This is a genomic window from Shewanella marinintestina (assembly GCF_023283845.1).
GTDB classification, from domain to species: domain Bacteria; phylum Pseudomonadota; class Gammaproteobacteria; order Enterobacterales; family Shewanellaceae; genus Shewanella; species Shewanella marinintestina.
On sequence record NZ_JAKILC010000001.1, the window covers coordinates 189,365 to 214,174 of the forward strand.

Consider the following 24,810-nt stretch of genomic DNA (forward strand, 5'->3'; position numbering starts at 1 on the left):
ATGAGAAAAATATTTGCTACAAAAATTAGCGACTAGTTGAAGGCATCCCTGCTTATCACTAACAAGGTTTAGTACATAACAAACCAAAATTACAAACATTTTTAATCTCAATTGTCATTTCCTCTTAAAAACATTAAATCGAATTTGTAATTAATATTTTTCAAAAAAACGCAGTTTGCTCCTATACTTGGCAAAACTAGCACTTATGCCGTCTTTACAGTTTTAGACAGGGTTATTATCGAAGTATGGATAGTAACCAATTGATAAGGAGTAGAAAATTTGATTACTGAATGGCTTGAAACAAAATTTTACGCTTTTATACTCGGATCCATTTCCTGTGCGTTTATCTTTGTACATTCCATTTTTATGTTTGAGAATGTTAGTACAGCTAACCAATTAAAATCAGATAATCCGTCAGGGGCAACTTTAGCTGAAAGGTACCTGATACTAGGTAATTGGCCGGCCTCAAAAGAACGCGATTTTACCGAAAATACCTATGAATACTTAATAGCGCCAAAACACTCAAATCATTGATTTAATATACTAACAATACTATTGAATTACGGGCTTTAATTATGAATCAACGGCAAAATAGCTACTTGAGAATATTTTTAAGAACCCTAGCAGCTTTACTCCTGTTTACGATTATAATCATCAATTTCAAAGCTTCAATTCAAGCATATTCAGTTCTTTCGTTAGCCAATACAATGAACAAAATTGACGAAAACCTACTATCAAGTTCAGGATTAATATTTGACCTCGTTTACTTTTTATTAATCAATTTAGTAATATTAGTAACTTGGTCAATATTTATCGTCATTTCAATTGTTTCACCATTATTAAAGCTGAAATCGGGATTAGAAAGCGATTTATATTGGATAATTGTTGTATTTTTAAACATCACTTTTGCAGTGGCATTGAACTCCTATTTATATCCAACATCATTAGTATCGTACTTACGACATTCACCACTAACCGAACCAAGCATATTGACTATTATGGCTATAGGTTTATTAGTGCTGTTTTTCAGAGGTTTATTGAGATTAATTTCTTTAAAAACGCTTACTGTTACCAGCTCTATATTGACAGTTTTTCTGCTATATCCATGGTTAACCGTTGAAAAAAAACAAAACAACACCTCTAATAAACCTAACATAATTATTTTAGGCATAGATGGTTTAAGACCAGATCATTTGGCCTATTATGAAGCCGATAAGAAACTAGCACCCAATTTGAATAGATTGTTAGAGAGTTTTAAGATTTATAAATATGCCTACACGCCCCAAGGACGTACTTACGTTGCTTGGATGAGTTTACTTACAGGGCTATACCCTATAAATAATAATGTAAGATTTAATCTAGCTCCCCCTGAAACTATTAATAAAGAGATCCCCGTTGTAAACATTCTAAAAAAAGAAGGTTATTTTACTTCCTACGCTATCGATGAGCGCAGGTTTAATCAAATAGATAATAGTTATGGCTTTGATAATGTTGTGGGCCCCAAAATTGGCGTAGCTGATGCGATCATTGCCGGATTTGGAGATTTACCCTATCTCAATATTTTGCTACAACATCCTTATTCTTCATACTTACTACCATATCTATATAATAATAGAGCATATGGGAAAGCCTACTCTCCATCACGATTTAACGAAACCCTTGTAGATAGTTTAGACTTAACAAAGCCAAACTTTTTATCTGTCCACTTATGTCAGTTACATTGGCCTTATACATCAAAGGTTTTTATTGACTCCTCTCAAGCAGACTGGGATGGCAACTATAATCATTATATGTATAAACAGATGTTAAAAAGTGTTGATACTCAAGTGCAGGGCTTATTTTATAAGTTATCCCGAAAAGGGCTTTTAGAAAACGCTATCGTTTATATAATCTCGGATCACGGAGAAAGCTTTAATCAAAACAAACATTCAGCGAACCTCACGGTTAATTCTTCACTCCCTAAAACAAAATCTTGGGGACACGGGACGAACATACTTGACCAACAACAATCGCATGTACTCTTGGCTCAAGCAAAGTTCAAACACAACAAAGTCGTCTCGACTCCTAATGTTTACCAAGGAAACTATTCACTGATTGATATCGTTCCGAGTATTTTTAAAAATTTGAAGGTGCCATATACAGAAATCGGGCACCTCGACGGGATCCCTTTACCACAAGAAATAGAGGAAGAAGATCAACAGCGTTTTATTTTTGTAGAGTCATCTCTCCCTGTTAAATCTATTAATAAAAGCTTTATAGACAAACAAGAGGTTATGTCTGAAACCGCATCACACTATGAATTAAGAGACGATGGCAGAGCTTATATGAAGTTAGAAAGCTATACGAATCTTGTCGCAAAAAAACAGCGCGGAGTTTATTTTAAGGACTGGCAGTTAACAATGTTACCGACTAAGGATGAGCTGGTACTTTACAATAGAAAAACCAACAATATATATACTACAGACACCTACAAAGGTAACTTCAACTGGCAATCCATGCTAACAGCTCTATGTATGCAATATAAAAATGACTTCAGTTTTTCCAAAAAAGAGGCGTGTTTACTCGCTGTTCAGCAATACACAGGTCAAACTAAAGATAGGCATTCAGATGGCTAATAACTCAGTCTCAAAGCTCGATAGCTCTTTTGTGAAGCGACCTGATATCAGCAACATTTTTACTACGCTGCTTGTATCTATGACTGTGGCCATAACATTAATTGGTGGTGCGTCACCATTTAATGTTGCTTTTACGGTTGCTAAGCTTGAACTAATCTTTATATGTACTTACCTCTTTCTAAGAGTGACGGGGTATCAAGAAGAAAAATTAAAAAATAATGTTAACTTGCCTAAAAGCTCTCTTTTTGTCGGTTACGCATTATTGATAAGCTTTTTTATTTCCACTTATTTAAACTTCCCTGACCGCTCAGAAGACATCCAATATACTGTCGTTAATTTTTCAATTACATTTTTGATTTTACATTCTTTATTCTTAATTGCATGTACGTCGAGCATAGTTCAATACCAATACAAAGTCGTCAGTATTTTCGACACGCTACCTTTTGCTATGGTTTTCATTGTTGCGAGCTATGTATTCATGCAATCAACGGGGCTCCCCTCTGCTTTATACGAGACAACAAATACTGTACCTTTTTCAAGTAACAGGAGGTATTTAGGTTACCTTTGCTGCGCCAGTTGCTCTATTCTAGCCATACAGATTTTAATCCATCAACCTAAAGCTAAATTATGTTGGCTATCCATGATTTTTATCATTAATTTCGCGTTATTGATTTGGCTAGGAGGCAGAGGCTCTGTCGTTGCATTTGCCTCTACTTTAGCTCTTTATTTAGCTTACCTTTTATACCTAAAACAATTCAAAATTAACCTCGTGTTGTTTTTAATATTGCTAGTAGGAATTTCTGTTGCCGCAGCTCATTGGGCAACAATCTTTTCCTGGAATGGGCCTGGTCGATTTATAACCTCAATACCCAATACCGATCTAGGAGAAGCAATAAATAGCTTTTCATCAAATAGAATAGCAATTTGGACACAGACGATTGAGGCCATTAAGCAAACCCCTTGGTTTGGCCTCGGTCCAGAAGGTTATAGGTTCCATCCCAAACATGTTTTCGGCCTACAACCTCATAATGGAATTTTACAAATTTTAATTGGTTACGGGATCGTAGGTGGAATACTTCTAGGTTTTATCTCTGTTCAGCTTCTGATACGAGGGCTAAAGCAAATGAAACAAAACAACATCACTTCAGCAATGGCAATGTCAGTTATCGTTAGCTTATCAATTCACTCTCTTGTTGACGGTTCTTTATACCACGCGCAACCTTTGTTTTATGTTGTCGTATCTGCAGCAATAATAATTGCCAATGGTGCAAGCCGCTGTCCTTGTTAAAGCGCAGGTAATTGTCGATAAAATTGCTCTATGCATAAGTTGTCCATTGACAATTGATCTACACGAAATAGCTTACAGTGATATCATCGAACAAATATTATCAATAGATCTAAGCATATGTGGCAGCAAGAATTAATCACCCTGAAATCAAAGAAACGCGGGTTTCATTTAATAACAGAAGAGCTTGAATTAGCAATTAAAGGCATGAAAAACATAAAAGTAGGTATGGCACACTTTTTATTGCAACATACGTCAGCCTCTCTGTCACTTAATGAAAATGCCGATCCCAGTGTGCGTGCTGATTTTGAAACTTATATTAATCGTTTAGCCCCTGAACGTGCCCCCTATTACACCCACACCTACGAAGGTGACGATGATATGCCCGCCCACTTAAAGTCGAGCCTTTTAGGCGTCAGCTTAATAATTCCAATTACAAATGGCCGATTTAACCTAGGGACTTGGCAAGGGATTTATTTAGGGGAACATCGCAACCACGGTGGAAATCGCCATATATTGGTCACGCTAAACGGTGAGTAAACAGCTTTGACAATTGTATTGCTAGTTGCTTGAGAAGTGTTACGCGACTAGTGACTAGCACTGTTTAAGAGTTAACTGCTAACTCAAGACGCGGCCGAGATGATGCCAGCAAGTTTGCTCATCATAGTCTAACGAACTCTCTAAACCATATGTGTAAGCAGAATACAAAAAAGAGCACCTAACGTGCTCTTTTTTAACATCTGTTAACCGAAAAACCTATTCTTCAGCGATACGCTCTAGCTTAGCAAGATAGAAACCATCAAAACCGGTTTCTGCAGGGCTAATGGTTTCATCTTCAATAAATCTGAAGTGTTTGTTTTCAGATAAAAACGCGTCAACTTGGTCGCGGTTTTCTTCAGGCATGATTGAACATGTTGCATAAACTAGCATACCGCCCACTTTTACCATGCGGCTATAGCTTTGCAAAATGTGCTTTTGTAGCTCAACTAACACAGGTAAACGCTCTGGTGTATCGCGCCACTTCGCATCAGGGTTACGTTTAAGTACACCTAAACCTGAACAAGGCACATCTAACAAAACGCGATCACAGGTTAACTTCAAACGTTTAATGGTTTTGCTACTAGCAATAATACGAGTTTCAACGTTGTGCGCTGCAGCGCGGCGAGCACGTTGCTTTAGATTATCGAGTTTCCACTGCTCAACATCCATCGCCAACAAGCGACCTTTGCCTTGCATTTGCGCTGAAATAGATAAGGTTTTACCACCTGCTCCAGCACAAGCATCAACAACACGCATACCAGGTTTTGCATCTAGTGCTAATGCAACAAGCTGCGAGCCTGCATCTTGTTGCTCAAACCAGCCTTTTTTAAAGGTTTCAGTTCTAAACAGAGCTGAGTCTGAAACCACTTCAAGCGCAGTATCAACACCGGGCACTGTAACAGTTTCAACACCTTCTTTACGCAGCGCTGTTGCTAGCTCTTCACGGGTACACTTTAAAATATTGGTACGTAAAAAGCGTTTTGCCGGCTTATTAAGTGCTGCACGTTCTGCAGGCCACTTATCGCCCATTTGCGCTTGACCCATTTCGTTAAGCCAATCAGGACAGCCATCCCATAAAACAGGTTGGGCTTTAGCTTCTTCGATACGAGCTGCGAGTTCTTGCTCATTCACTTGCAGCGCATACTGCATTTTCGGTAGCGGTAAATTGTTGAATAGGTGCCAGACGTTAAGCAAACGCGTGCCTAAACGAGCCATTTCTTCAGGCTTAACATCAGATAGGAAACAGTAAAGGTTCAATCTTCGTAAAATATCACCCACTACGAATGTGATGCGACCTTGTTCTTTCGGCTCTAATTTTAGTCCCGAAAAGTGTTGTGAATAAGCACGATCTAACGGCTTACCCTCAGATAAAACAAGATCAAGAATACTGATCACTAGTTCGTTAGAGCTAGGAGATAGCGAAGATTTCAACATTAAAAAATTACTCTGATTAGAAAACGCTGCGATCATAGGAGTAAAGCCGTCAATACGCAAGCTTAGCCCGACTAAATACCGTAAGAATTCAGCATTAAATTGACTTATTTCTAGTAAACAGGCGCAAAGCGAAATGAGTGGCTAAAAGGAACTCTTAGTGAGAGGGACAATCAAGCTCAATAAATGCCATGGGATATCGAACCACAGACTCATAACCACAATAAAAAATACCGCAATTGATTGCGGTATTTAATCATTAGGATAGCGATAGACTCGCTTGTATTCCTTTAATAAACTTTTAGTCCTTTAATAAATAGTCACTGCCATCTTTGGCGGTAAACACTTGATCTTGCATCGAACTCGCAATCACTGAACGCTCAATATCGATTAAACTAATCCAATATTCATGCCCTTCTAGCTGAATATCTTTAATATTAGCCAAGTCCTGGCAGTCATTTTGTTTATTACGCTCAAAAGTTAGCTCGACATGAGTACCATTATCTTTAAGCAAAATCGCCGTTGGCTCACTCTTATGCCCATTCAGCGCCACAAATTGCTTAGGCGTACGTAATCCCGTTTGCGTACCATCAGCCATAAAGATAAGCAGTTGCTGGTAATACACTACATAGCTGCATGCATCTTTATGCGAGCCATTTGCGAGGGGAAACTTAGCGTCTAAAAATGCTTTTGCACAAGGGGCCGTTGTGTCTTTAGTTGCCTTTAGGGCAACATTCACATCAACAAGATCGGCACCAATAAAGTTATTATTTAGATTTACTTGAGTACTATTGATTGTTGATAGTTCCATGGCCCTGTCCTCTTACTGTCGATTTCGGTTCAGCTATTGCTTGTTAACGTCGCAACCAAAATTATTTCCGTTTTCCGATTGCTTGATTTGTAGTCTAGTGTAATTTTCATTACAATTTCACAATAAAAATTTTACATTGTGAATTTTACAAGATGAAAAATAATCAGAGCTTGATCAGAAAGTCACATTTCTTAGGGACTAAGATTAGAAACCTGCGTAAACGTAACCATCTCACAATGGAAGATCTTTCTGCGAGATGCGTACGCGTTGATCCAGAATCTGCGCCATCGGTTTCCTATTTATCTATGATAGAACGCGGCAAACGCGTTCCAAGCGCAGGCATGCTTGCCGTCATTGCTGCCGTGTTTCAAAAGGAAGTCGATTGGTTTTTAGATGATGTACCCGAAGGCGATGCCATTACGCCAGATAAAGGCCGTCGCGGTGGAATTAGTGGTATGGCGTTAGAGCCTAGCTTTTTGTTTTCTAATGATATACTACAAATTGCTATTCCAGAAATGTTATCGCAAACCGGCACCACGGGAAGAGAGTTTGCCCACTTACTTATTCGAGCCCACCAAGAGCATCATCAAAACCACTTTCCCGATCTGGAACGCGCCGCTGAAGAAGTCGGTCACAAACGTTTGCCTTTAGCCCTAGAAGATTTAAAAGATATTGCTAAATCACTCGGACTTAAACTTAAGTGGGTTGATAAAACCCCGCAAGAAGTTGTCGATGAGATGGGCGTCAGTACAGCCCATGTGGTGACTTCATTTTTTGAGCCACCATCAACCATTTATTTAAATAAAATGCTTAAGTCCTATCCCACTCGGCTGAAATATGATTTAGCGGTGCATATTGGTCACTGCGTTTTACACAATAAAGATGGACTTAAGTGCGTATTAACCGCTGGCCGACGCCATACAGCCTCCCATGACGATAACGCTGCACCAGCTTCCTCTACCCTAAATGCGCAAGATATTTTACATGCATGGCGAGATTTCGAATCGAGCTTTTTTGCCGGCGCATTGTTGTGCCCTAAAGTGGCTTATAGGCAATTACTTGACCGTCACGGTTATGAAATTAATGTCAGTAAAACCATTGGGGTTTCAGCCTCCGTTGCAATGCGGCGTATGACTGTTGTCTCTCCCTACCCGCATTGGCACTACTTCGATGCTTATGCCCCTGGCAAGTTAAAAGCCGTTTATCGTGGTAACGGTATTCCGCTACCTTGGGGAAATATGCGCGTAGTAGAAGATCCCTGTCAGCACTGGGCTGTATTTAGAATGATTAATGAGCCAAAAGTCGGTACCTCAGCGCAAATATCCATTTTGGATGTCGCTGATGAGCCAAGGATCTATTGCTGTGAATCGATTAAAGTAGAAGACATGGCCGGCAATAATCACGTGCTTTGTGCCGGAATAGATTTAAATCCAGCGATTGATGCCCAAGGCGGCGACGCAGCGGCGATTGCAGCGGATTTAAAACAGTCATGCGCCACCAATAGTGGCTCTGTGGCTATGCCTACGCATGTTAAGAAAAACCTCATGAGCGTAGCGAAAATTCTCAATATTAATTGGATTGAACGCGGCATAGAAAATGACGCTCGACTTATTTGTGCTCGCGGTGCAGTTTGCCCAAGGCAACCGAGTTGTTACCAAGCTGGCCGCGCCTTATGTAGTGAGGAGCAATAACTAACTCAACCACACAGGTAGCAAGTATGAGAGGCTAGTGAAAGCACAAGTCAGCAGGCAAACTGCCTGTGACTGTCTATTTTTCGCAAACTGTTGTTCACTATAACCCAAGGGATTTAGCTAACATCTAGTCACCCACTTACAGTACTTTAGGTTTGTGATGCGGCGATGTGCTTAGCTATTTGTGTAGTAAAACCCTTGGTGAAGCTACAGCAATAGAGAAAACTCTTGCTAGAAAAAGCGCTATGCAAAAGCTTTTAAGAAGAAATTGGCTGCTTATTCAGTTTGGGCAACACCATAGGCGATACCTTCAACATTAATGCACTGCTCAGAGTAACCGAGACCAAATGTTAATCCGTCATCTATGGTTACATCAGTCAAAATCTTAGTGCCTGCTATGACGCTTTTTGCTGCCGCAATCGCTTTAGGAGAAGACACACTGTCGCCAACGGGTAAGACATATAAAAACTGCACCTGACAGCTTTGGCCTAATACGGGCCCTAACCTTACCAATTCTTCAGTAACACTTTTATCTTGATAGGTTTGGCTAACAAAAGAACCATGATTGGCGATATTACATCCTACCAATAAAGCCGTTACGATAATCAACATGCTAGCTTTAGCCACTGCGGCTGTTTTTGTCATCTTTGCCTCTTAAAGTGATAATGACTGATATTGCTTACATATAGCCATAGCAATACTAATCTATAGCAACGATTTCAAATTCTGTTTGTTGCTGCATTACATTAAGCACGAACTCTTCACCTAATTGCCTGTTCATCATTGCTTTTCCAAGCGGAGATGCTGGAGTGACAACCATAAAACAATATTGATCGGATTCAACTTTCAGTCCACCAGCGCTAGGACCAATAAAATAAAAGTGACTTTTATCATTGTTATCTATCAACTCGATCAAACGCCCTAAAGCCACTTTGTCTGCTTTTATGGGTAACGAAGCCATTGTTGTAAACATCGCCTCAAAAGCATCAATGTCAGCTTTACATTGAGCGACTCTCACAGACTGCCCGTGTGCTAGATATGACGCTTCTAAACCAAATGTTTCGTACTTACTTCTGGCGACACTCTCTTTACTCGTTGCTGTTTCATGCGCTCGTTTAGCTGCTGCAATCGCATTTTGATGCGTATTGTTCAACGCTTGCATAATTAACAATCTAATTTCTGTTATTGCTACCACTAAACCTAAGCCTGCTGTTACCTATAGCTAACAGCTTAACAAAATAAACTCTCTAAGCCTTAGGTTATTCTACTTAAATAGGTACTTAATTCTTGAGTTTAAACAAAATATTGTTAACTTAAAGTAAACACATAAACGTAAATGTCTTGGTTGTCATTATTGGGGGATGTTAGATGGCGTTACACATTTTAAATAGTGCTCCTCCATACCATGATGCAAACATTTATTGCAGTGCCAAAAAGCCACTTTTAAAAGATGGCCACAAAGCCTATACAACAACGACAAAACTGCCAAAAAGAGTCATCGTTACCGCCGTCAGTTTGTTACTCAGTCATTACGGCATGGCACAAGAACTAGAGCCGCGCAGTTACACTAACATTCCTATTGGTATGCATTTTCTAGCTGCTGGAATAATTCATTCTGAAGGTGATTTATCACCAGCTCCAACCGCGCCGATTAGTAATGCAAACCTCAATATTGATGCGGGAGTTATAGGCTATGCCCATACTTTTGATTTAATGGGCGACTCATCTAAATTTGATATCGCTGCAAGTCGAGTCTGTTATCAAGGAGATGCCGAGCTTAACGGCGAAAAAGTCAGTGCCGAACGCTGCGGCTATGGCGATCCAACAATGCGGCTGACTTGGAATTTTCTTGGCGCGCCAGCCTTACAAGCAAAAGATTTTGCTAGCTGGAAGCAAGGGCTAGTGGTGGGCACCAGTTTGCAGATAACCATGCCTTTCGGCAGTTACGATAAACACAAGCTGTTAAATTCAGGCAGTAACAGATGGGTGTTTAGGCCGGGTATTGGCTTATCTCATCGGTTAGGTAATTGGTATTACGACGTTATGGTTTCGGTTAGGTTTTACACCGACAATAAGCAATATTTGGTTGATACCAACTTACAACAAGACCCGTTATATACAGTGCAGGGCCACCTTATTTATAACCTTAATCGAGGACATTGGCTTTCATTAAATACCAATTTATTCTTTGGCGGTGAAACAAGTAAAAATACGATTAACTCTCTTGATGAACAGCAAAACTCTCGGCTTGGCTTAACCTACTCTTTTCCGATAAATCAAAAAAATAGCATTAAGTTAAATGCCAGTACCGGCGTGATAACCGAATACGGAAACGATTTCAGTACCTTTGGTGCGCTTTGGCAATATCGATTTTAAACAATAAAAAAGCTCAGCCTACGTGAGTAGCTGAGCTTTCATAACACTCGCTTTATCTATTCGATAAAACCGTATTATTCTACCTCTTCAAAATACCAATAACCCGCATTAACCCACGCAGCGATAGTATCCATAACCTCTTGGTCGTCAAACCAATCGGCTAAATCAGCTTGCGATAAAGTTTGTTGATCACATAAGGCTTGGATCAAGGTCGTTTTACCTTGGCTAAACTTAGCTTGTTCACCATTGATATACATCACGCCCGAATCAAGGCTACTCGCAAAGTATAAACAACGCAGACCGCCTAAACGGACTAGAGGCTGTTCGCTAATAATGTCAGCAATATCTTCAGCTTGAAAATCGAGAGTAACCTCAGGCAAATCCAATTCGCACTTAGATTGAGTTAAATAGCGGCCACTAAATTCGCTGACAAGTTCGTCATCTAGCGTATCTACTAATTGCTGTTTAATACGCGCTAAATCACTTTCATCAACTAAACCAGAATGTTGGCTAAGGCCACGATCTGGATCAGAAATTTGACTTGCCCCGAGATCCTTATCAATCAAATGGTCAGCTAATGCACTGACCATATCTTTAGTCGATGCTGTACGATAGCCCACAGAAAAACTCATTGACGGTTCAAGCGTGACGCCATCATGTGGGAACCCTGGCGGTAGATATAAAATATCACCCGGCAGTAATTCAACATCGATAATTGGCTCAAAAGCTTCGGTATGCAATAGCGCTGGGTGTGCGGCAAACTCTTTATGTGGACCTAAATCCCCAACGCGCCAGCGGCGGCGACCAGAACCTTGGCAAATAAATACGTCATAAAGGTCTATGTGTGGTCCGACTCCGCCACCAGGTACTGCGTAGCTCACCATTACGTCATCTAAACGCCAGCGTGGAATAAAGTCAAAACACTTAAGCAGATCTTCCGCTTCTGGTACCCAGTTATTTAATGCTTGAACAATCAAGGTCCAGTCATTTTCACCAAGGTGATCGTAAGATTCAAATGGACCAAACTCTGCCTGCCAGTCACCTTTATCACGGTACACTCGGCGAGACTCAACCATCTCTTCACAAGCAAGGCCAGCCATTTCATCGGGTGTTAGCAAGTCTTGAAAGTTTTTAAATCCTTGACGGATCACTAATGGTTTTTTTTGCCAGTATTCATTAAGAAACTGCTCAGGCGTTAAGCCATTGATATCTAATTGCATATTATTAACTCACTAAAATTTGACGCGATCCTAGCAAATAAATGACAAAAAAAATCTGGGTCAGATCATGAAACATGCTTATTGTGTGCAGCAATGAGGAGGAAGAACTATAAGCAAGGTAATTTGATTGACTGTTATAGGTGGATCAATACAATATCGGACAAATAAACTATTGACCCAAAAAATTGACTCAAACTACTCACTCAACGCTATCACGCCCCGCCGACACGGTAATTGTACTCGACTTTGAAACTACAGGTTTATCACCAACCCAAGGTGATAGAGCCATTGAAATTGGTGCCGTCATGCTAAAAGATGGCAAAGTGATTGATACGTTTCAACAGCTTATGAACCCAGGCTTTAGAGTTAGCGGATTTATTGAAAACTATACGGGGATCAGTAATGAGATGTTGCTAGATGCTCAGTCATGCGAAACCGTGATGAGTGAGTTTGCTGACTTTATTGGTGACTACAATTTGGTTGCCCATAACGCATCATTTGATCAACGTTTTTTAGATGCAGAGCTGAATCGAATACATTGCAACTATTCAGGGCAATTTGCTTGTTCGATGCTCATTGCACGTAGACTTTATCAGCAAGCGCCGAACCATAAGTTAGGCAGCTTAATTGAATATAAAAATATTCAGCATGATGGCGTTTTTCACCGAGCATTAGCCGATAGTGAAATGACAGCCGATTTGTGGTTGACCATGCTTGAAGATTTACAGCAAGATTTTCAAATCGCTCAACCTAACTTTGGTTTACTGCAAGCTATTGCGAAACAAAGTAAAGCCAATGTAAATAACTATTTAAGCAAGCAGCGATAGCAAGTTTCTCATCAATCCAGATACATTAAACATCTGGATTGAATATTTTCCGATTAGTAGCTTGTAGGCATAAAACGGAGAGAGACAACAACGTACTTACCCTCAGCGAGTATTTAAAACCGATAACGTAAATACAAGTAACAAACGGTTAAATTAACTCTACCAAATAGCAAAATATGGCTAAAACAGATAGCTATCTATAAACCAAAAAATGAACCTATTGTTACAAACCTAATTCACTTAATAGATCATCCGCATCAGTATTTTGTTGAGTCACTGCTACTTTGTGATCTTTTTTGTCTTTCGCATCAGATGCCAGTAACTGTCCATGCTCGGCAAGTAACTCATCTAAATCAAACTCGTCGTCACTTTCAAACTCGCTTAATTTGATAAATTCGGTTTTATCCATCGCAAATTCAAGATAAAAAACGTGATTACTTTGTGTCTTAAACGAAACTCTTCGCGCTACGCCTTCATCTAAATTAGTGTCTACAGAAATCGTTAACTCTTTATTTATCGTTAACATTTTCGGTTGGCTTTGACTAATGCTCGTTTGAAGTTCTTTGCTGATCTTATTGATGAAATCACCCAAAATCTGGTTCATCAATTCACCCATAACATTAGCAACCTCATCTGAGGTGTGGGAAATAGCTAATTCAGCCTCGGGCATGCCCATATTAAGCATATATTCACGATAGATCTCTAAGGCTGAAGGTGCTGAAAAATTAATAACAACGAGACCAGAAAATCCACCATCAAAAATTGAGAAACAGCCAAGATCTGGTTTTAAACAGGTTTTAGTAATCGACTGCACCATACCTGCATGGGTGATTTGGCTATGAGTAGTATTAGATAACACGTGTGACACAGAGTGGCATAACTTCAACAAAATATCGTCAGTTGTAACAGACACAGTGCTTTGCATATAAATAACCTTTTGAAAATATTGCTACCATACTGCCCTAAGCAATTAATAAAACATAGTAAAATAGCCAAGGTAATTAGTATCCCCCTTGCAACATCCCATATATTCAAACAAGGTTATACGTCTGGAGGAGGTGAAACTTTAGCATCTTATGTGGCGAATAAAATATCAGTTAACTTGTAATAGAATAATCATCTGCTCAATGACAGAGCTATCAACTCAGCAACTATAGATTGAGTTAACATTTTAAAAATAAACATAAAGTTATTGTTTATGTATAACCTTTAAAAAGGTAGGGTTAAGCCATGTATTTGTTGCCAAAAGAACCTAATATGATAGCGCTACTAAGACAATTTACAATTCTACAACGCCTAATACTAATGCTCATGCTGGCAGCCATAGGTACTGTATGTTTCGCTAGCTTCTCCATTAATGAACAATACAATAATTTAGTTGAGCAAAAATGGCAGCAGAACGACGCTCAAATAAGTACAGCTATTGGTTTAATCGATGCCAATAAGCAACTCTCTGATAGTAATATTATTACATTATCTGAAGCTAAGTCCGCAGCAATCCACCTGTTCAATCAAATTCATTTTAATAACGACGGTTACTTTATCGTATTAGATCGCGATGGAATAGTTATTGCCAATGGTGCAGACCAAAGCTCAGTATCAAGCAAAGCAAGCGTATTATTTAATACTAATGATGCCGTCAATCTTGGCATGCTTATCGATAAAGCCAAAGTCCAAGAGTCTGCTAAAGCTGAAATTAACTTTCCTAACCCTGCCACAGGTAAACTGGAAGCTAAACTTGTAGAAGTAAAGCAGTATCAAAACTGGGGCTGGTCAATAATTACCGGCAGTAATATGAGTGATGTAAAAGAGGTCATGTACTCAATGGCCTTTGATTACCTCGTTATTATGCTTATGATTTCTATCCCTATTTTTTTATTTTTTCTTGTATTAAATATTTCGATTACGGCTCCATTAAAAGAAGCAATTGCTGCCATGCGAGATATTGCGCATGGCGAAGGAGATCTTACTCAAAAATTGCCCACAACAGGCAAGGATGAAGTCGCCGATCTTGCTAAAGCCTTCAATCTATTCGTTATTAAAATCAGAGACATGGTTGCTGAACTTCAACCTATGGGAAAAAACTTAGATAATGATGCCCAGCGACTCCTTAATGCCGCAGGAGAGTCAAATGTAAGTGTTGAACACTTACATCGTGAAACTGCAAGCGTGGCGACTGCTATCAACCAAATGTTATCGACAACGCAAGAGATGGCTAACAACACTAACCAAGCCGCCGATGCAGCCAACAGTGTAAAAAGCCAAGCAGAACAAAGCATGACAATGATGAATGCGACTCTTGATAATACTCAACATCTTGCTGATGAACTAAAAAACGCCCAAAAAGTAACACAAGCTTTAGGCCAGTCATCTTCGCAGATCGGTAACATCTTAGAGGTGATTAGAGGAATTGCAGATCAAACAAACTTACTCGCGCTAAACGCTGCAATCGAGGCGGCAAGAGCTGGGGCTCATGGTAGAGGCTTTGCAGTCGTCGCAGATGAAGTCCGAGCTCTTGCAAATCGGACGCAAGACTCGACTAACGAAATTCAAAACATCATTAAAGATATTCAATCAGGCGTAAACCTTGTTGTAGCCAGTAATGAGCAAAATCAAACTCAATCTCAAGAAGTACAATCTCAGGCAAGTGAAGTAAGCGATGCACTGACAGACATACTAAAACTTGTTGCTCACATTAGCGATATGAATACCCAACTAGCGAGTGCAACTGAAGAGCAATCGATAGTAACAGAAGAGATAAATCGTAACGTTTGCACTATTACTGAATTAACTGAAGTCTCAGTAAAAGCTAATGAAAGCAATCATAACGCGGCAATCTCTTTGCAAAAAATCAGTAAAGATTGTGCGCAAACACTAGGCCAGTTTAAAGTCAATTGAGCCAAATAACGGCATTAAAGACGAATATAAAATCTATAGGCATGGGAGGTGTAATTGCCCTCCCTGTATAAATAAACTGTGATAAGCTAAATTCACTTAAGGGATTTTGAAGGAGTGAATAGATCTTATGGCTCGCATGACATTAGCTGTCCATCCGGCGCTTTATACTATCCATAGTTTATTACCTGATAGCCATATCGCCGCTGAAGTCTTCAAACAACCAATGTATTTTATCGGAAAAACCAAAGATGAAATTTCTGTTGTTATCCCCTCAGCTCTATCAATAAATAGCATCGAACAAGAAGATAACTGGCGCTGCCTTGAAGTCCTAGGCCCTCTAGGATTTTCCATGACTGGAATCTTAGCAAATGTCTCAGGCACACTTGCAGATGAAAAAATCAGTATCTTCGCTATATCGACCTTTGATACCGATTACATTTTGGTTAAAAACGATACATTAAATGCCGCGACCAAAGCCTTGAAAAAGAAAAACTACCAAATCATTGATTATTAGTATAATTATTCATAGATTTACCTGTAATCTACAAAGTGTACCTATCGACTAAAGAGCGACATTAGTATGCATGAAAAAACAGTAACCATAACAGCCAAGCATGGTATTCATACTCGGCCTGCTGCCCTTTTAGTCAAAAAAGCTAAGTCGTTTGACTGTGATATCATTGTTGAGTGTGACGGCAAGCAAGCCAGTGCGAAAAGCCTGTTTAAATTACAAACACTAGGGCTCAACCATGGTGTTACCGTAAAGGTTATTGCAAAAGGTGAACAAGCAAAACAAGCCATCGAAGAAGTGTCTGAATTACTCATTACATTAAGTTAAGGGGCATAATATGTCTGTCACCGGGGTTGTGGTTTCATCAGGTATCGCATTTGGGCAAGCATTGCACCTTAATCTGCATCAGCAAAAAATCGATTACCGACTCATTCCACAATCCGATATTGCTGATGAAAAAAAGGCCTTAGAAAAGGCTTTTAATCAGCAAAAGCTTTATTTAAACCAATGCTTGAAACAATTAGAGCAAGAGTCAGAACATTTTGAACTCATTGAAGCAGATTTAATGATTCTAGAAGATGAGGATCTAGTTGAGGAGATCGCAGATACCATCTCTAAGCTGCAAATCAGTGCGGCTGTTGCGATTGAACGTATTTTTTCCCATCAAGCATCGGAACTTGCCCAATTAGAAGACCCATATTTGGCTAATCGAGCTCAAGATGTGCTGTCCTTAGCAAGCCGCTTAATTGCTCGGCTGAACGGGGCGCAACATTTAGATTTAAGTCAGTTAAAAGAAGATACCATCATTTTTGCCCATGATTTGACACCCGCAGAGTTTGCCATGTTACCGCGAAGGCATATAACCGGGTTAGTGCTTGAAACCGGCGGAATGACCAGTCACACAGCTATTTTAGCTCGCAGTGCCGGGATCCCTGCACTATTAAGTTGCCAATATGACACAGCTGAAATTGCTAATGGTACAGAAATCGTACTTGATGGCATGCAAGGACAAGTCTTTATCGCACCACTCACAGAGGTTCGTAATCAGCTCAGTGAGCTCAAACGGCTAGATGAACAGCGAAAACAGCAGTTGCTCACTCTGAAAGATTTACCTGTACAGACATTAGATGGCCATCAAATATCATTACTAGCCAATGTTGGCAGTCTAAATGAAATTAGTCACCTAGCAGATGTCGGTGCTGATGGAATTGGATTATTTAGAACCGAATTTATGCTAATGAACACCCAAACCTTGCCAGATGAGAAAACTCAGTATCACTTTTACTGCGATTCACTTCATCTTATGGCAGGAAAAGTCTTCACCATTCGAACATTAGATGTCGGCGCAGATAAAGAGATACCTTGCCTACCAACAATCATCGAAGACAACCCAGCATTGGGTTTACGTGGGATCCGTTACAGTTTGGCCAACCCAGAGCTTTTTAAAACACAAGTCAAAGCCATTTTACGTGCAGCAAATCATGGCCCAATAAGATTAATGTTTCCTATGATCAATCAAATTGAAGAGCTTGACGTTTTATTTGATTACATAGAAGAATGTAAAATAAGCTTGTTAGATGAAGAAAAAGGATTTGGTGAACTAAGCTATGGCATCGTAGTTGAAACCCCCGCAGCAGTACTAAATCTAGAATCAATGTTAACTCGCCTTGATTTTATTAGTATAGGTACCAATGACTTAACTCAATACACAATGGCTGCAGATAGAACTAATCCAGCATTAACGGGTCAATATCCATCATTAAGCCCTGCCGTATTAACCCTTGTTAATGCAACGATAACACTTGCGAAGAAATATAATGTTAGTGTTTCACTATGTGGGGAGTTAGCAAGCGACCCAAAAGTTGCACCGCTATTAGTTGGTATGGGAATAGACGAACTCAGCGTCAATCCCTGTGCGTTGTTGGAAGTAAAGTCTGCTTTGCGCAACATTCAATATCAAACATGTTTAGCCATTGCTAAACATGGATTAAAATTAACAAGAATCGAAGAGTTAAACCTTTACATTTATGGTCAAGACAAATAAAGATAGGACCATGATGTTTACTAAGAATAAATATAATTCTAAAGGGGCCATTTAATGGGATTTCTTAGCCGTATTAGACGCCTGATCTCAGGACAAACTGAAATCGCAGGTGTAGTAAACGTGTACGCTCCTGTTTCAGGAAAAATTGTCGCCATTGAGAAAGTACCAGACCCAGTCTTTTCTGAAAAAATTGTGGGTGATGGCTTAGCCATTGAGCCTAAAGGCCAACTAATTAAAGCACCAATTGATGGCACCATAGGTAAAATCTTCGAAACAAACCACGCTTTTAGCATTGAATCTAATCAAGGCTTAGAGATTTTTGTTCACTTTGGTATTGGTACTGTAGAACTAAGAGGTAACGGTTTTAAACGTTTAGCTGAAGAAGGCCAAGAAGTCAAAATGGGCGATGTAATTCTTGAGTTCGATATTGATTATTTGAAACAACATACCGATAGCTTACTCACGCCAGTCTTAATCGCTAATATGGAAGATATTCAAGGTATCGATAAAAAAGAGGGAAACCTCGAAGCCGGTAAAGATATTATTTTTTCTGTCAAACTGTAGCGTAAAACCAAAGAAAGTAAGCTGAGATCATTGAGTCGGATATGCCTTATCGAGGTAAGCATGTCCGATTAACTACTATCTTTTGCTGGCCATCATGCCTTGCCTCAGAACCTATCAGGCAGGTTTGATAACTCAATTACCCCACTCTTTCTTATATCCTAAATGATTTAAAACTCGATAAAAAATGACTTTAAACTTGAAGTTGACGAATAGTGCTGTAAATAAAAACATCAATATCTCTGAATATAATTGTTAACTTTGCAGGTTAAAATTAAACACTTTTTTACAAACAGGCTAAGTCCGCTATAAATCTCTTGAATAACACTCATCATCGCTAAGATCGCTACAATTGGACCTTGAGCAGAAACAAAACCAATGACACAATGCCAGCAACATATAAAAAGAAAGCGGAGTACCCTTTTGACACTTTTCGGAATAAAAAATTGCGATACAGTTCGTAAAGCACGTAAATGGCTAGCAGCTAATCAACTCGACGTCGCTTTCCATGATTTTCGTGAAGATGGACTCGCAACAGAACAAATTGAGCAATGGGCTAGTATCGTTGGCTGGGAAGCATTATTTAACAAACGCAGCACCAGTTTTAGAAACTTAACTGACACCGAAAAAAGTGACATTAATGAAAAAAAAGCCATTGCTTTAATGGCACTTTATCCAACATTAATTAAGCGACCGGTATTAGTGAAAGATGGACAAGTTCAAGTTGGATTTAAAGAAACTGATTACCAAAACTGGTTCAATCTATGAGCCCGTTATCTGATTCCGATGTACTCCATTTAGCGAAAGAATTGATTTCTCGCCCATCAGTGACCCCTCTTGATGAAGGCTGCCAACAACTAATGGCTTCACGCTTAGCTGCAGTCGACTTTGAAATCGAATCTATGGTGTTTGAAGATACAACTAACATGTGGGCTCGCAGAGGCAACAAGTCTCCGGTATTTTGTTTTGCTGGTCATACAGACGTCGTACCTGTTGGAGACTTAAACCGTTGGCATACACCACCATTTGATCCCGTCGTAATCGATGATTACCTGCATGGGCGTGGCGCCGCAGACATGAAAGGATCTTTAGCCGCAATGCTGGTGGCGACCGAGCGTTTTGTAACTAAACATCCCGATCATCAAGGTTCTATTGCATTTCTTATTACCAGTGATGAAGAAGGTCCATTTATCAATGGTACTACGCGTGTTATTGATACGCTTGAAGCCCGTAATGAAAAAATAACTTGGTCTTTAGTTGGAGAGCCCTCTTCAACCCATAAGCTTGGTGATATCGTTAAAAATGGCCGTAGGGGCAGCTTAACAGGTAATTTAACCGTTAAAGGAATTCAAGGTCACGTTGCTTACCCTCACCTTGCCGATAACCCTATTCATAATGCCGCCCCTGCGCTAGATGAGCTAGCAAAAATGAAGTGGGATAATGGTAACGAATTTTTCCCGCCTACTAGTTTTCAAATTGCGAATATCAACGGCGGCACAGGTGCTTCAAATGTGATCCCTGGTGCTCTTGAAGTGATGTTTAACTTTCGTTATTCCACTGAAGTGACTGCAGAAGTATTAATTCAACGTGTACTAAATATCTTAGATGCACATGGCTTAGACTATGATATCGATTGGGTATTTAACGGTTTGCCTTTCTTAACCGGTGATGGTCCATTATTGGCAGCGACCAAAGCAGCGATTAAACAAGTCACAGGCACAGATACAGATCCTCAAACTTCAGGTGGTACCTCTGATGGTCGTTTTATTGCACCAACAGGCGCACAGGTCATAGAGCTTGGTCCGGTAAATGCTACCATTCACAAAGTTAATGAGTGCGTCAAAGTGTCCGATCTTGAGTTGCTCACAGACTGTTATGAAGCGATATTGGAAAACCTGCTTTGCCAATAAATAATTCCCATTTATACGGCCTAGACGAGCAACATCTGGTTGACTACCTAGGCCATCAATTAGAAGCAAATACCGCTGTAGCCTTTGCATCTTTGCAGCAAGCTGCATTAGCAGATGAGATTGATCTGCAGATCTGTTCAGGCTTTCGAAATTTTGACAGGCAAATGCTGATTTGGAATGCTAAAGCCACTGGAAAAAGAGCCGTCTTAGATAACAACTCTAAGCCACTTAATATCGAAAAACTAACATCAAAAGAATTGATTGATGCTATTCTTATTTGGTCGGCAATCCCCGGCCTATCAAGACATCACTGGGGAACAGATATCGATGTTTTTGATGGCAATATGATAAATAAGCAAAATTTACAGTTAGTTTCCGAAGAGTATGCACTGGGTGGTCCTTGTTTCAAACTCAGCCAGTGGTTAGACGGCAACGCCCAAAAATATGGGTTTTATCGGCCTTTTCAGCTAGGTTTAAGCGGCGTAAGCCCTGAGGCTTGGCATTTAAGCTATTTCCCTATTGCAGAAGCATACTTACGCGATTTCGATATTAACGCCGTTAGCGATATATTAAAATCATCAACGGTTAAATTACGCGAACCGATACTTGCTCAAATTGACAAGCTTACTGCTGAATATGTTTACAGAGTCGCTCCAATACCAAAAAGCTAGTTGCCATTATATTAACCTGCGAACACTTTACTTTTTATCTATCTAAATGCATTTTTTGAGACAAATAGAACATGACGAACCTTAGCCAACCATTTACAGAAAATAGACACCAAATCGAAATTGAAGGCAGCCTCCTAAGCTATCTCGATGTGGGTCAAGGTCCTGTTTTGCTAATGGGCCACAGTTACTTGTGGGATAGTGACATGTGGGCGCCACAAATAGCCCATTTAAGTCAACATTACCGCTGTATTGTTCCCGATCTTTGGGGTCATGGTTTTTCAGGTGACGTTCCAAAAAGTTGCCGTAATCTAAAACATATTGCAGCGCATATGCTTAGCTTAATGGATAGCCTTAAAGTCCAGTCGTTTTCTGTTATTGGTCTTTCTGTCGGCGCAATGTGGGGAGCAGAGCTAACACTATTAGCACCATCTAGAGTTAACAGCTTAGTCATGCTTGGCAGTTTTATTGGTTATGAACCGGAAATCACTCGGGACAAATATTACGCAATGCTTGATGTGATAAAAGCTGAACAAATCGTTTCTGACAAAATAGCTCAAGCTGTTACACCATTATTTTTTGCGAATGAACCACAACCAGAGCTTATTGCTCTTTTTAAACACAAGTTAAACCACTTTAATAACAGTAATATCGATTCTGTGTACCAACTCGGTAAAATGATCTTTGGTCGCAGAGATACCATGGATGATGTTGAGCAATTTACTCTTCCTTGCTTAATTATGACAGGAGTTGAAGACAAAGCCCGCAGCGTATTAGAAGGTTATCTAATGCATGATGCAATTGATGGCAGTCAATATGTGCATATTCCACAGTGCGGTCACATCTCAACGCTTGAACAAGCTGATTTTATTAACCATCGATTGTCTGAGTTCTTATCAAGCTTGTAGAGCCAGCACAAATTATGTCGTCATGCTGAAGAATTTAGCAGCAATAAGTTACACATTCTTAGCGTTATGGGTAGCTTATTGCTCTCGAAATATTGGCAAAAGTCGTTTATATAATGAACTTATATAGAATAAAAGACGTATTCTGTAGCAACATAAATTTTTAGGTATTTTCTACTACATGCACATGAAGCCTACTCTGCAAAAGCAGGGAATTGATGTTTGGGTTACAACACCTCTGGTAGGTGGCAGTAGTTAAGTCCTACATAAGGCTACGTTTCAAAAGTAGCACTTGACGAAATATCAATTCCTCACCAACGCAATAACATTACGGCAGCATGCGAGAGCAATTGAACACACTTTTAACAAATGTTTAAGATTACGTTCCTATACTACTGAGTAGACCAGCAAGGCTAGTTAACGGTGTTAAACTGGCTTAGCTACAAGTTAATCTTAACTGATGAATAAATAAGAGCAGAATGAAACTACTAAAACCGCTTTTTGATAATAATCGCCGCTGGGCAGGTAGGATTTTAGAAGAAGATCCTAAATTTTTTGAACAACTTGCTAAACAGCAAAACCCAGAATATTTGTGGATTGGTTGTTCCGATAGCCGCGTTCCATCGAACCAAATTATCGATTTGATGCCAGGTGAAGTTTTCGTTCACCGTAATATCGCTAATATGGTGATCCACACAGACCTTAACTGTTTATCAGTATTGCAGTATGCAGTTGAAGTACTGAAGGTTAAACATATTATGGTTGTTGGCCATTATGGCTGTGGCGGTATAAAAGCCTCAATGGGCACAGATAGGTTAGGCCTTATCGACAATTGGCTTGGACACATTCGTGACATTTATCGCCTTCATAAACGCGACTTAGAAAGTATGGATGAAGATGAACGTTTCGATCGTTTATGCGAACTAAACGTAATGGAACAAGTCGCTAACGTTACGAGCACCACGATAGTTCAAGATGCTTGGGCACGTGGCCAAGAAGTCGCCGTTCACGGTTGGATATACAGCGTCGAGAACGGTCTTCTTTCAGATTTAGATGTCACAGTTGACAATGAAATGGCAACGAAAGAACAACAATAATCAGTAAGCACAGTGATATTTTAAAAGGGTATTCTTGCTATTTTGCAAGAATACCCTTTTTAGTATTTATGTTCCTAAAATGTTAGTAAATAGAAGAAAAATAGTAAGATTTCTCGCAGTTATTACACTATCCCAGTTATAATCCGGTATTTATTTTGAGCGCAATTCTGCACATTGAATACTAAGGAAATATCCATGCCTGGTTTTGAATTATTTGGTCCTGAAGAAAAACAAGAAGTCGCGGATGTAATGGAAAGTGGTTTTACCTTCCGTTATAACTTTGATCATATACGTAATGACCGCTGGAAAACTCGTGAAATGGAGGCATTGCTTTGCGAAAAAATGAACGTAAAGCACGCACACTTAGTATCTAGTGGTACAGCAGCTCTGCAAACTGCTATGGCGGCTGCAGGAATTGGTGCTGGTGATGAAGTAATCGTACCGCCTTTTACTTTTGTCGCTTCTGTTGAAGCAGTATTTATGGCCGGTGCAGTACCCATTTTTGCGGAAATAGATGAAACGCTTTGTTTATCTCCTGAAGGGATCGAGGCTGTTATTACCCCAAAAACTAAAGCTATTAACCTTGTTCATATGTGTGGTTCTATGGCCAAAATGGATGAAATTAGAACTGTTTGCGCTAAACATAATTTAATTATCTTAGAAGATGCTTGTCAGGCAATTGGTGGCAGTTACAAAGGCCAAGCATTAGGTACCATCGGCGATGTGGGTTGTTATTCATTTGATTCAGTAAAAACCATTACCTGTGGTGAAGGTGGTGCAGTAATTACCAATAATGAAGATATTTATAACCACGCACATATGTTCTCAGATCATGGTCATGACCATGTGGGTAGTGACCGTGGAGCTGAAGATCACCCTATTATGGGATTAAATTTCCGTATATCAGAAATGAATTCTGCTATGGGGTTAGCGCAGCTACGCAAACTCGATAAAATTATCGACATTCAGCGCCGTAACAAAAACCAAATAAAAGAAGCAATGTCAGAAATAGCCGAAATTACTTTCCGTGAAATTCCTGACGTTGAAGGTGACTCTGCAGGATTTTTAACTTTCTTCATGCCAAGTGAAGAACGCACCATTGAGATCAATAAAAAACTTGCTGAAAATGGAGTTGATGGTTGTTTTTACTGGTATATAAATAATTGGCATTATCTTGCAAATTGGCAACATATCCAGCAACTTAAGTCCCCAGCGGCTTTGCCAATCACTTTAATCAAAGATAAACCTGATTATACAAAAGTTGCTGTCCCCAAGTCAGATGCGATAATGAGTCGTACTATCTCTATGCTAATCAAGCTTTCATGGACTGAAGCTGATATTAAGCAACGTATTGAGAATATCAAACGTGCTTTTGCTTAGGATCGAACACTAACCATCGCAGGTATATGCATCAGACGAT

The 24,810-nt window shown here is 39.6% G+C and carries 23 protein-coding genes; 17 read left to right on the plus strand and 6 right to left on the minus strand.

The window, feature by feature from the left end:
* The first annotated feature begins 575 nt into the window (after nt 1-575).
* The 3 genes from L2747_RS00855 to L2747_RS00865 all read left to right on the plus strand — a co-directional run bounded on the left by L2747_RS00855 (nt 576) and on the right by L2747_RS00865 (nt 4,440).
* Nucleotides 576-2,615 carry a sulfatase-like hydrolase/transferase gene (locus tag L2747_RS00855; RefSeq protein ID WP_248997237.1) on the plus strand — a complete coding sequence of 680 codons (2,040 nt, stop codon included), beginning with the start codon at nt 576-578 and terminating at the stop codon, nt 2,613-2,615.
* Nucleotides 2,608-3,903: an O-antigen ligase family protein gene (locus L2747_RS00860; protein WP_248997238.1), complete on the plus strand. Its 1,296-nt coding sequence runs from the start codon at nt 2,608-2,610 to the stop codon at nt 3,901-3,903. The genes L2747_RS00855 and L2747_RS00860 overlap by 8 nt, the downstream gene beginning before the upstream one ends.
* A 117-nt stretch (nt 3,904-4,020) precedes the next feature.
* The gene (locus tag L2747_RS00865; protein ID WP_248997239.1) at nt 4,021-4,440 is read left to right on the plus strand and encodes a secondary thiamine-phosphate synthase enzyme YjbQ; all 420 of its coding nucleotides are present in this window, start codon (nt 4,021-4,023) and stop codon (nt 4,438-4,440) included.
* A 216-nt stretch (nt 4,441-4,656) separates the two neighbouring features.
* Here L2747_RS00865 and L2747_RS00870 read toward each other — a convergent pair whose 3' ends face one another.
* Nucleotides 4,657-5,874 (minus strand): RsmB/NOP family class I SAM-dependent RNA methyltransferase, encoded by a 1,218-nt coding sequence (locus tag L2747_RS00870; protein WP_248997240.1) that lies wholly within the window; start codon nt 5,872-5,874, stop codon nt 4,657-4,659.
* A gap of 298 nt (nt 5,875-6,172) precedes the next feature.
* Nucleotides 6,173-6,682, minus strand: coding sequence for an aldolase/citrate lyase/malate synthase family protein (locus tag L2747_RS00875; RefSeq protein WP_220783245.1), 510 nt, complete (start codon nt 6,680-6,682; stop codon nt 6,173-6,175).
* Nucleotides 6,683-6,834: 152 nt separating this feature from the next.
* Here L2747_RS00875 and L2747_RS00880 point away from each other — a divergent pair, with 152 nt between their 5' ends.
* Complete coding sequence (locus L2747_RS00880) at nt 6,835-8,373, plus strand: DUF3612 domain-containing protein (RefSeq protein ID WP_248997241.1); 1,539 nt, start codon at nt 6,835-6,837, stop codon at nt 8,371-8,373.
* A gap of 276 nt (nt 8,374-8,649) precedes the next feature.
* On the opposite strand, the gene L2747_RS00885 is transcribed toward L2747_RS00880, so the two are convergent.
* Together L2747_RS00885 and L2747_RS00890 are read right to left on the minus strand one after the other, a co-directional pair.
* On the minus strand, nt 8,650-9,018 hold the full coding sequence (locus L2747_RS00885) for a hypothetical protein (RefSeq protein ID WP_248997242.1): 369 nt from the start codon (nt 9,016-9,018) through the stop codon (nt 8,650-8,652).
* A 55-nt stretch (nt 9,019-9,073) separates the two neighbouring features.
* Nucleotides 9,074-9,568 carry a GreA/GreB family elongation factor gene (locus L2747_RS00890; RefSeq protein ID WP_248997243.1) on the minus strand — a complete coding sequence of 165 codons (495 nt, stop codon included), beginning with the start codon at nt 9,566-9,568 and terminating at the stop codon, nt 9,074-9,076.
* Nucleotides 9,569-9,741: 173 nt separating this feature from the next.
* Between L2747_RS00890 and L2747_RS00895 the strand changes: the two genes are divergently transcribed.
* Nucleotides 9,742-10,749 carry a transporter gene (locus L2747_RS00895; protein WP_248997244.1) on the plus strand — a complete coding sequence of 336 codons (1,008 nt, stop codon included), beginning with the start codon at nt 9,742-9,744 and terminating at the stop codon, nt 10,747-10,749.
* Between the two features lie 74 nt (nt 10,750-10,823).
* Here L2747_RS00895 and L2747_RS00900 read toward each other — a convergent pair whose 3' ends face one another.
* Complete coding sequence (locus L2747_RS00900; protein WP_248997245.1) at nt 10,824-11,969, minus strand: ribosomal protein uL16 3-hydroxylase; 1,146 nt, start codon at nt 11,967-11,969, stop codon at nt 10,824-10,826.
* A 185-nt stretch (nt 11,970-12,154) separates the two neighbouring features.
* Here L2747_RS00900 and L2747_RS00905 point away from each other — a divergent pair, with 185 nt between their 5' ends.
* Nucleotides 12,155-12,796, plus strand: a complete 642-nt coding sequence (locus L2747_RS00905; protein WP_248997246.1) for a 3'-5' exonuclease — start codon at nt 12,155-12,157, stop codon at nt 12,794-12,796.
* A gap of 223 nt (nt 12,797-13,019) precedes the next feature.
* On the opposite strand, the gene L2747_RS00910 is transcribed toward L2747_RS00905, so the two are convergent.
* Complete coding sequence (locus L2747_RS00910; protein WP_248997247.1) at nt 13,020-13,721, minus strand: DUF3334 family protein; 702 nt, start codon at nt 13,719-13,721, stop codon at nt 13,020-13,022.
* Between the two features lie 332 nt (nt 13,722-14,053).
* Here L2747_RS00910 and L2747_RS00915 point away from each other — a divergent pair, with 332 nt between their 5' ends.
* From L2747_RS00915 to kdnA, 11 genes are all read left to right on the plus strand, one after another.
* Nucleotides 14,054-15,694 carry a methyl-accepting chemotaxis protein gene (locus L2747_RS00915; protein ID WP_248997248.1) on the plus strand — a complete coding sequence of 547 codons (1,641 nt, stop codon included), beginning with the start codon at nt 14,054-14,056 and terminating at the stop codon, nt 15,692-15,694.
* Nucleotides 15,695-15,821: 127 nt separating this feature from the next.
* Nucleotides 15,822-16,208 carry an ACT domain-containing protein gene (locus L2747_RS00920; RefSeq protein ID WP_248997249.1) on the plus strand — a complete coding sequence of 129 codons (387 nt, stop codon included), beginning with the start codon at nt 15,822-15,824 and terminating at the stop codon, nt 16,206-16,208.
* A gap of 66 nt (nt 16,209-16,274) precedes the next feature.
* The gene (locus tag L2747_RS00925) at nt 16,275-16,532 is read left to right on the plus strand and encodes an HPr family phosphocarrier protein (protein WP_248997250.1); all 258 of its coding nucleotides are present in this window, start codon (nt 16,275-16,277) and stop codon (nt 16,530-16,532) included.
* Between the two features lie 10 nt (nt 16,533-16,542).
* Nucleotides 16,543-18,249 (plus strand): phosphoenolpyruvate--protein phosphotransferase, encoded by a 1,707-nt coding sequence (gene ptsP, locus L2747_RS00930; protein WP_248997251.1) that lies wholly within the window; start codon nt 16,543-16,545, stop codon nt 18,247-18,249.
* A gap of 54 nt (nt 18,250-18,303) precedes the next feature.
* Nucleotides 18,304-18,813 (plus strand): PTS glucose transporter subunit IIA, encoded by a 510-nt coding sequence (gene crr, locus L2747_RS00935; RefSeq protein WP_248997252.1) that lies wholly within the window; start codon nt 18,304-18,306, stop codon nt 18,811-18,813.
* Nucleotides 18,814-19,233: 420 nt separating this feature from the next.
* Nucleotides 19,234-19,578: an ArsC family reductase gene (locus L2747_RS00940; protein WP_248997253.1), complete on the plus strand. Its 345-nt coding sequence runs from the start codon at nt 19,234-19,236 to the stop codon at nt 19,576-19,578.
* Nucleotides 19,575-20,720, plus strand: a complete 1,146-nt coding sequence (gene dapE, locus L2747_RS00945; protein WP_248997254.1) for a succinyl-diaminopimelate desuccinylase — start codon at nt 19,575-19,577, stop codon at nt 20,718-20,720. Before L2747_RS00940 ends, dapE begins: the two co-directional genes overlap by 4 nt.
* Nucleotides 20,711-21,391: a M15 family metallopeptidase gene (locus L2747_RS00950; RefSeq protein WP_248997255.1), complete on the plus strand. Its 681-nt coding sequence runs from the start codon at nt 20,711-20,713 to the stop codon at nt 21,389-21,391. Before dapE ends, L2747_RS00950 begins: the two co-directional genes overlap by 10 nt.
* Nucleotides 21,392-21,462: 71 nt before the next feature.
* The gene (locus L2747_RS00955; protein WP_248997256.1) at nt 21,463-22,296 is read left to right on the plus strand and encodes an alpha/beta fold hydrolase; all 834 of its coding nucleotides are present in this window, start codon (nt 21,463-21,465) and stop codon (nt 22,294-22,296) included.
* Between the two features lie 476 nt (nt 22,297-22,772).
* The gene (gene can / locus L2747_RS00960) at nt 22,773-23,390 is read left to right on the plus strand and encodes a carbonate dehydratase (protein WP_248997257.1); all 618 of its coding nucleotides are present in this window, start codon (nt 22,773-22,775) and stop codon (nt 23,388-23,390) included.
* A gap of 195 nt (nt 23,391-23,585) precedes the next feature.
* Nucleotides 23,586-24,770 (plus strand): 8-amino-3,8-dideoxy-alpha-D-manno-octulosonate transaminase KdnA, encoded by a 1,185-nt coding sequence (kdnA, locus tag L2747_RS00965; RefSeq protein WP_248997258.1) that lies wholly within the window; start codon nt 23,586-23,588, stop codon nt 24,768-24,770.
* Nucleotides 24,771-24,810 lie beyond the last annotated feature (40 nt).

What these genes read in the sequence shown, in the direction of transcription:
- dapE (WP_248997254.1), top strand. Translation starts at nt 19,575, where the DNA reads ATGAGCCCGTTATCTGATTCCGATGTACTCCATTTAGCGAAAGAATTG.
- L2747_RS00880 (WP_248997241.1), top strand. Translation starts at nt 6,835, where the DNA reads ATGAAAAATAATCAGAGCTTGATCAGAAAGTCACATTTCTTAGGGACT.
- L2747_RS00895 (WP_248997244.1), top strand. Translation starts at nt 9,742, where the DNA reads ATGGCGTTACACATTTTAAATAGTGCTCCTCCATACCATGATGCAAAC.
- L2747_RS00925 (WP_248997250.1), top strand. Translation starts at nt 16,275, where the DNA reads ATGCATGAAAAAACAGTAACCATAACAGCCAAGCATGGTATTCATACT.
- L2747_RS00885 (WP_248997242.1), bottom strand. Translation starts at nt 9,018, where the DNA reads ATGACAAAAACAGCCGCAGTGGCTAAAGCTAGCATGTTGATTATCGTA.
- L2747_RS00870 (WP_248997240.1), bottom strand. Translation starts at nt 5,874, where the DNA reads ATGTTGAAATCTTCGCTATCTCCTAGCTCTAACGAACTAGTGATCAGT.
- L2747_RS00955 (WP_248997256.1), top strand. Translation starts at nt 21,463, where the DNA reads ATGACGAACCTTAGCCAACCATTTACAGAAAATAGACACCAAATCGAA.
- L2747_RS00915 (WP_248997248.1), top strand. Translation starts at nt 14,054, where the DNA reads ATGATAGCGCTACTAAGACAATTTACAATTCTACAACGCCTAATACTA.
- ptsP (WP_248997251.1), top strand. Translation starts at nt 16,543, where the DNA reads ATGTCTGTCACCGGGGTTGTGGTTTCATCAGGTATCGCATTTGGGCAA.
- L2747_RS00865 (WP_248997239.1), top strand. Translation starts at nt 4,021, where the DNA reads ATGTGGCAGCAAGAATTAATCACCCTGAAATCAAAGAAACGCGGGTTT.
- can (WP_248997257.1), top strand. Translation starts at nt 22,773, where the DNA reads ATGAAACTACTAAAACCGCTTTTTGATAATAATCGCCGCTGGGCAGGT.
- L2747_RS00855 (WP_248997237.1), top strand. Translation starts at nt 576, where the DNA reads ATGAATCAACGGCAAAATAGCTACTTGAGAATATTTTTAAGAACCCTA.
- L2747_RS00875 (WP_220783245.1), bottom strand. Translation starts at nt 6,682, where the DNA reads ATGGAACTATCAACAATCAATAGTACTCAAGTAAATCTAAATAATAAC.
- crr (WP_248997252.1), top strand. Translation starts at nt 18,304, where the DNA reads ATGGGATTTCTTAGCCGTATTAGACGCCTGATCTCAGGACAAACTGAA.
- L2747_RS00910 (WP_248997247.1), bottom strand. Translation starts at nt 13,721, where the DNA reads ATGCAAAGCACTGTGTCTGTTACAACTGACGATATTTTGTTGAAGTTA.
- L2747_RS00860 (WP_248997238.1), top strand. Translation starts at nt 2,608, where the DNA reads ATGGCTAATAACTCAGTCTCAAAGCTCGATAGCTCTTTTGTGAAGCGA.
- L2747_RS00900 (WP_248997245.1), bottom strand. Translation starts at nt 11,969, where the DNA reads ATGCAATTAGATATCAATGGCTTAACGCCTGAGCAGTTTCTTAATGAA.
- L2747_RS00920 (WP_248997249.1), top strand. Translation starts at nt 15,822, where the DNA reads ATGGCTCGCATGACATTAGCTGTCCATCCGGCGCTTTATACTATCCAT.
- kdnA (WP_248997258.1), top strand. Translation starts at nt 23,586, where the DNA reads ATGCCTGGTTTTGAATTATTTGGTCCTGAAGAAAAACAAGAAGTCGCG.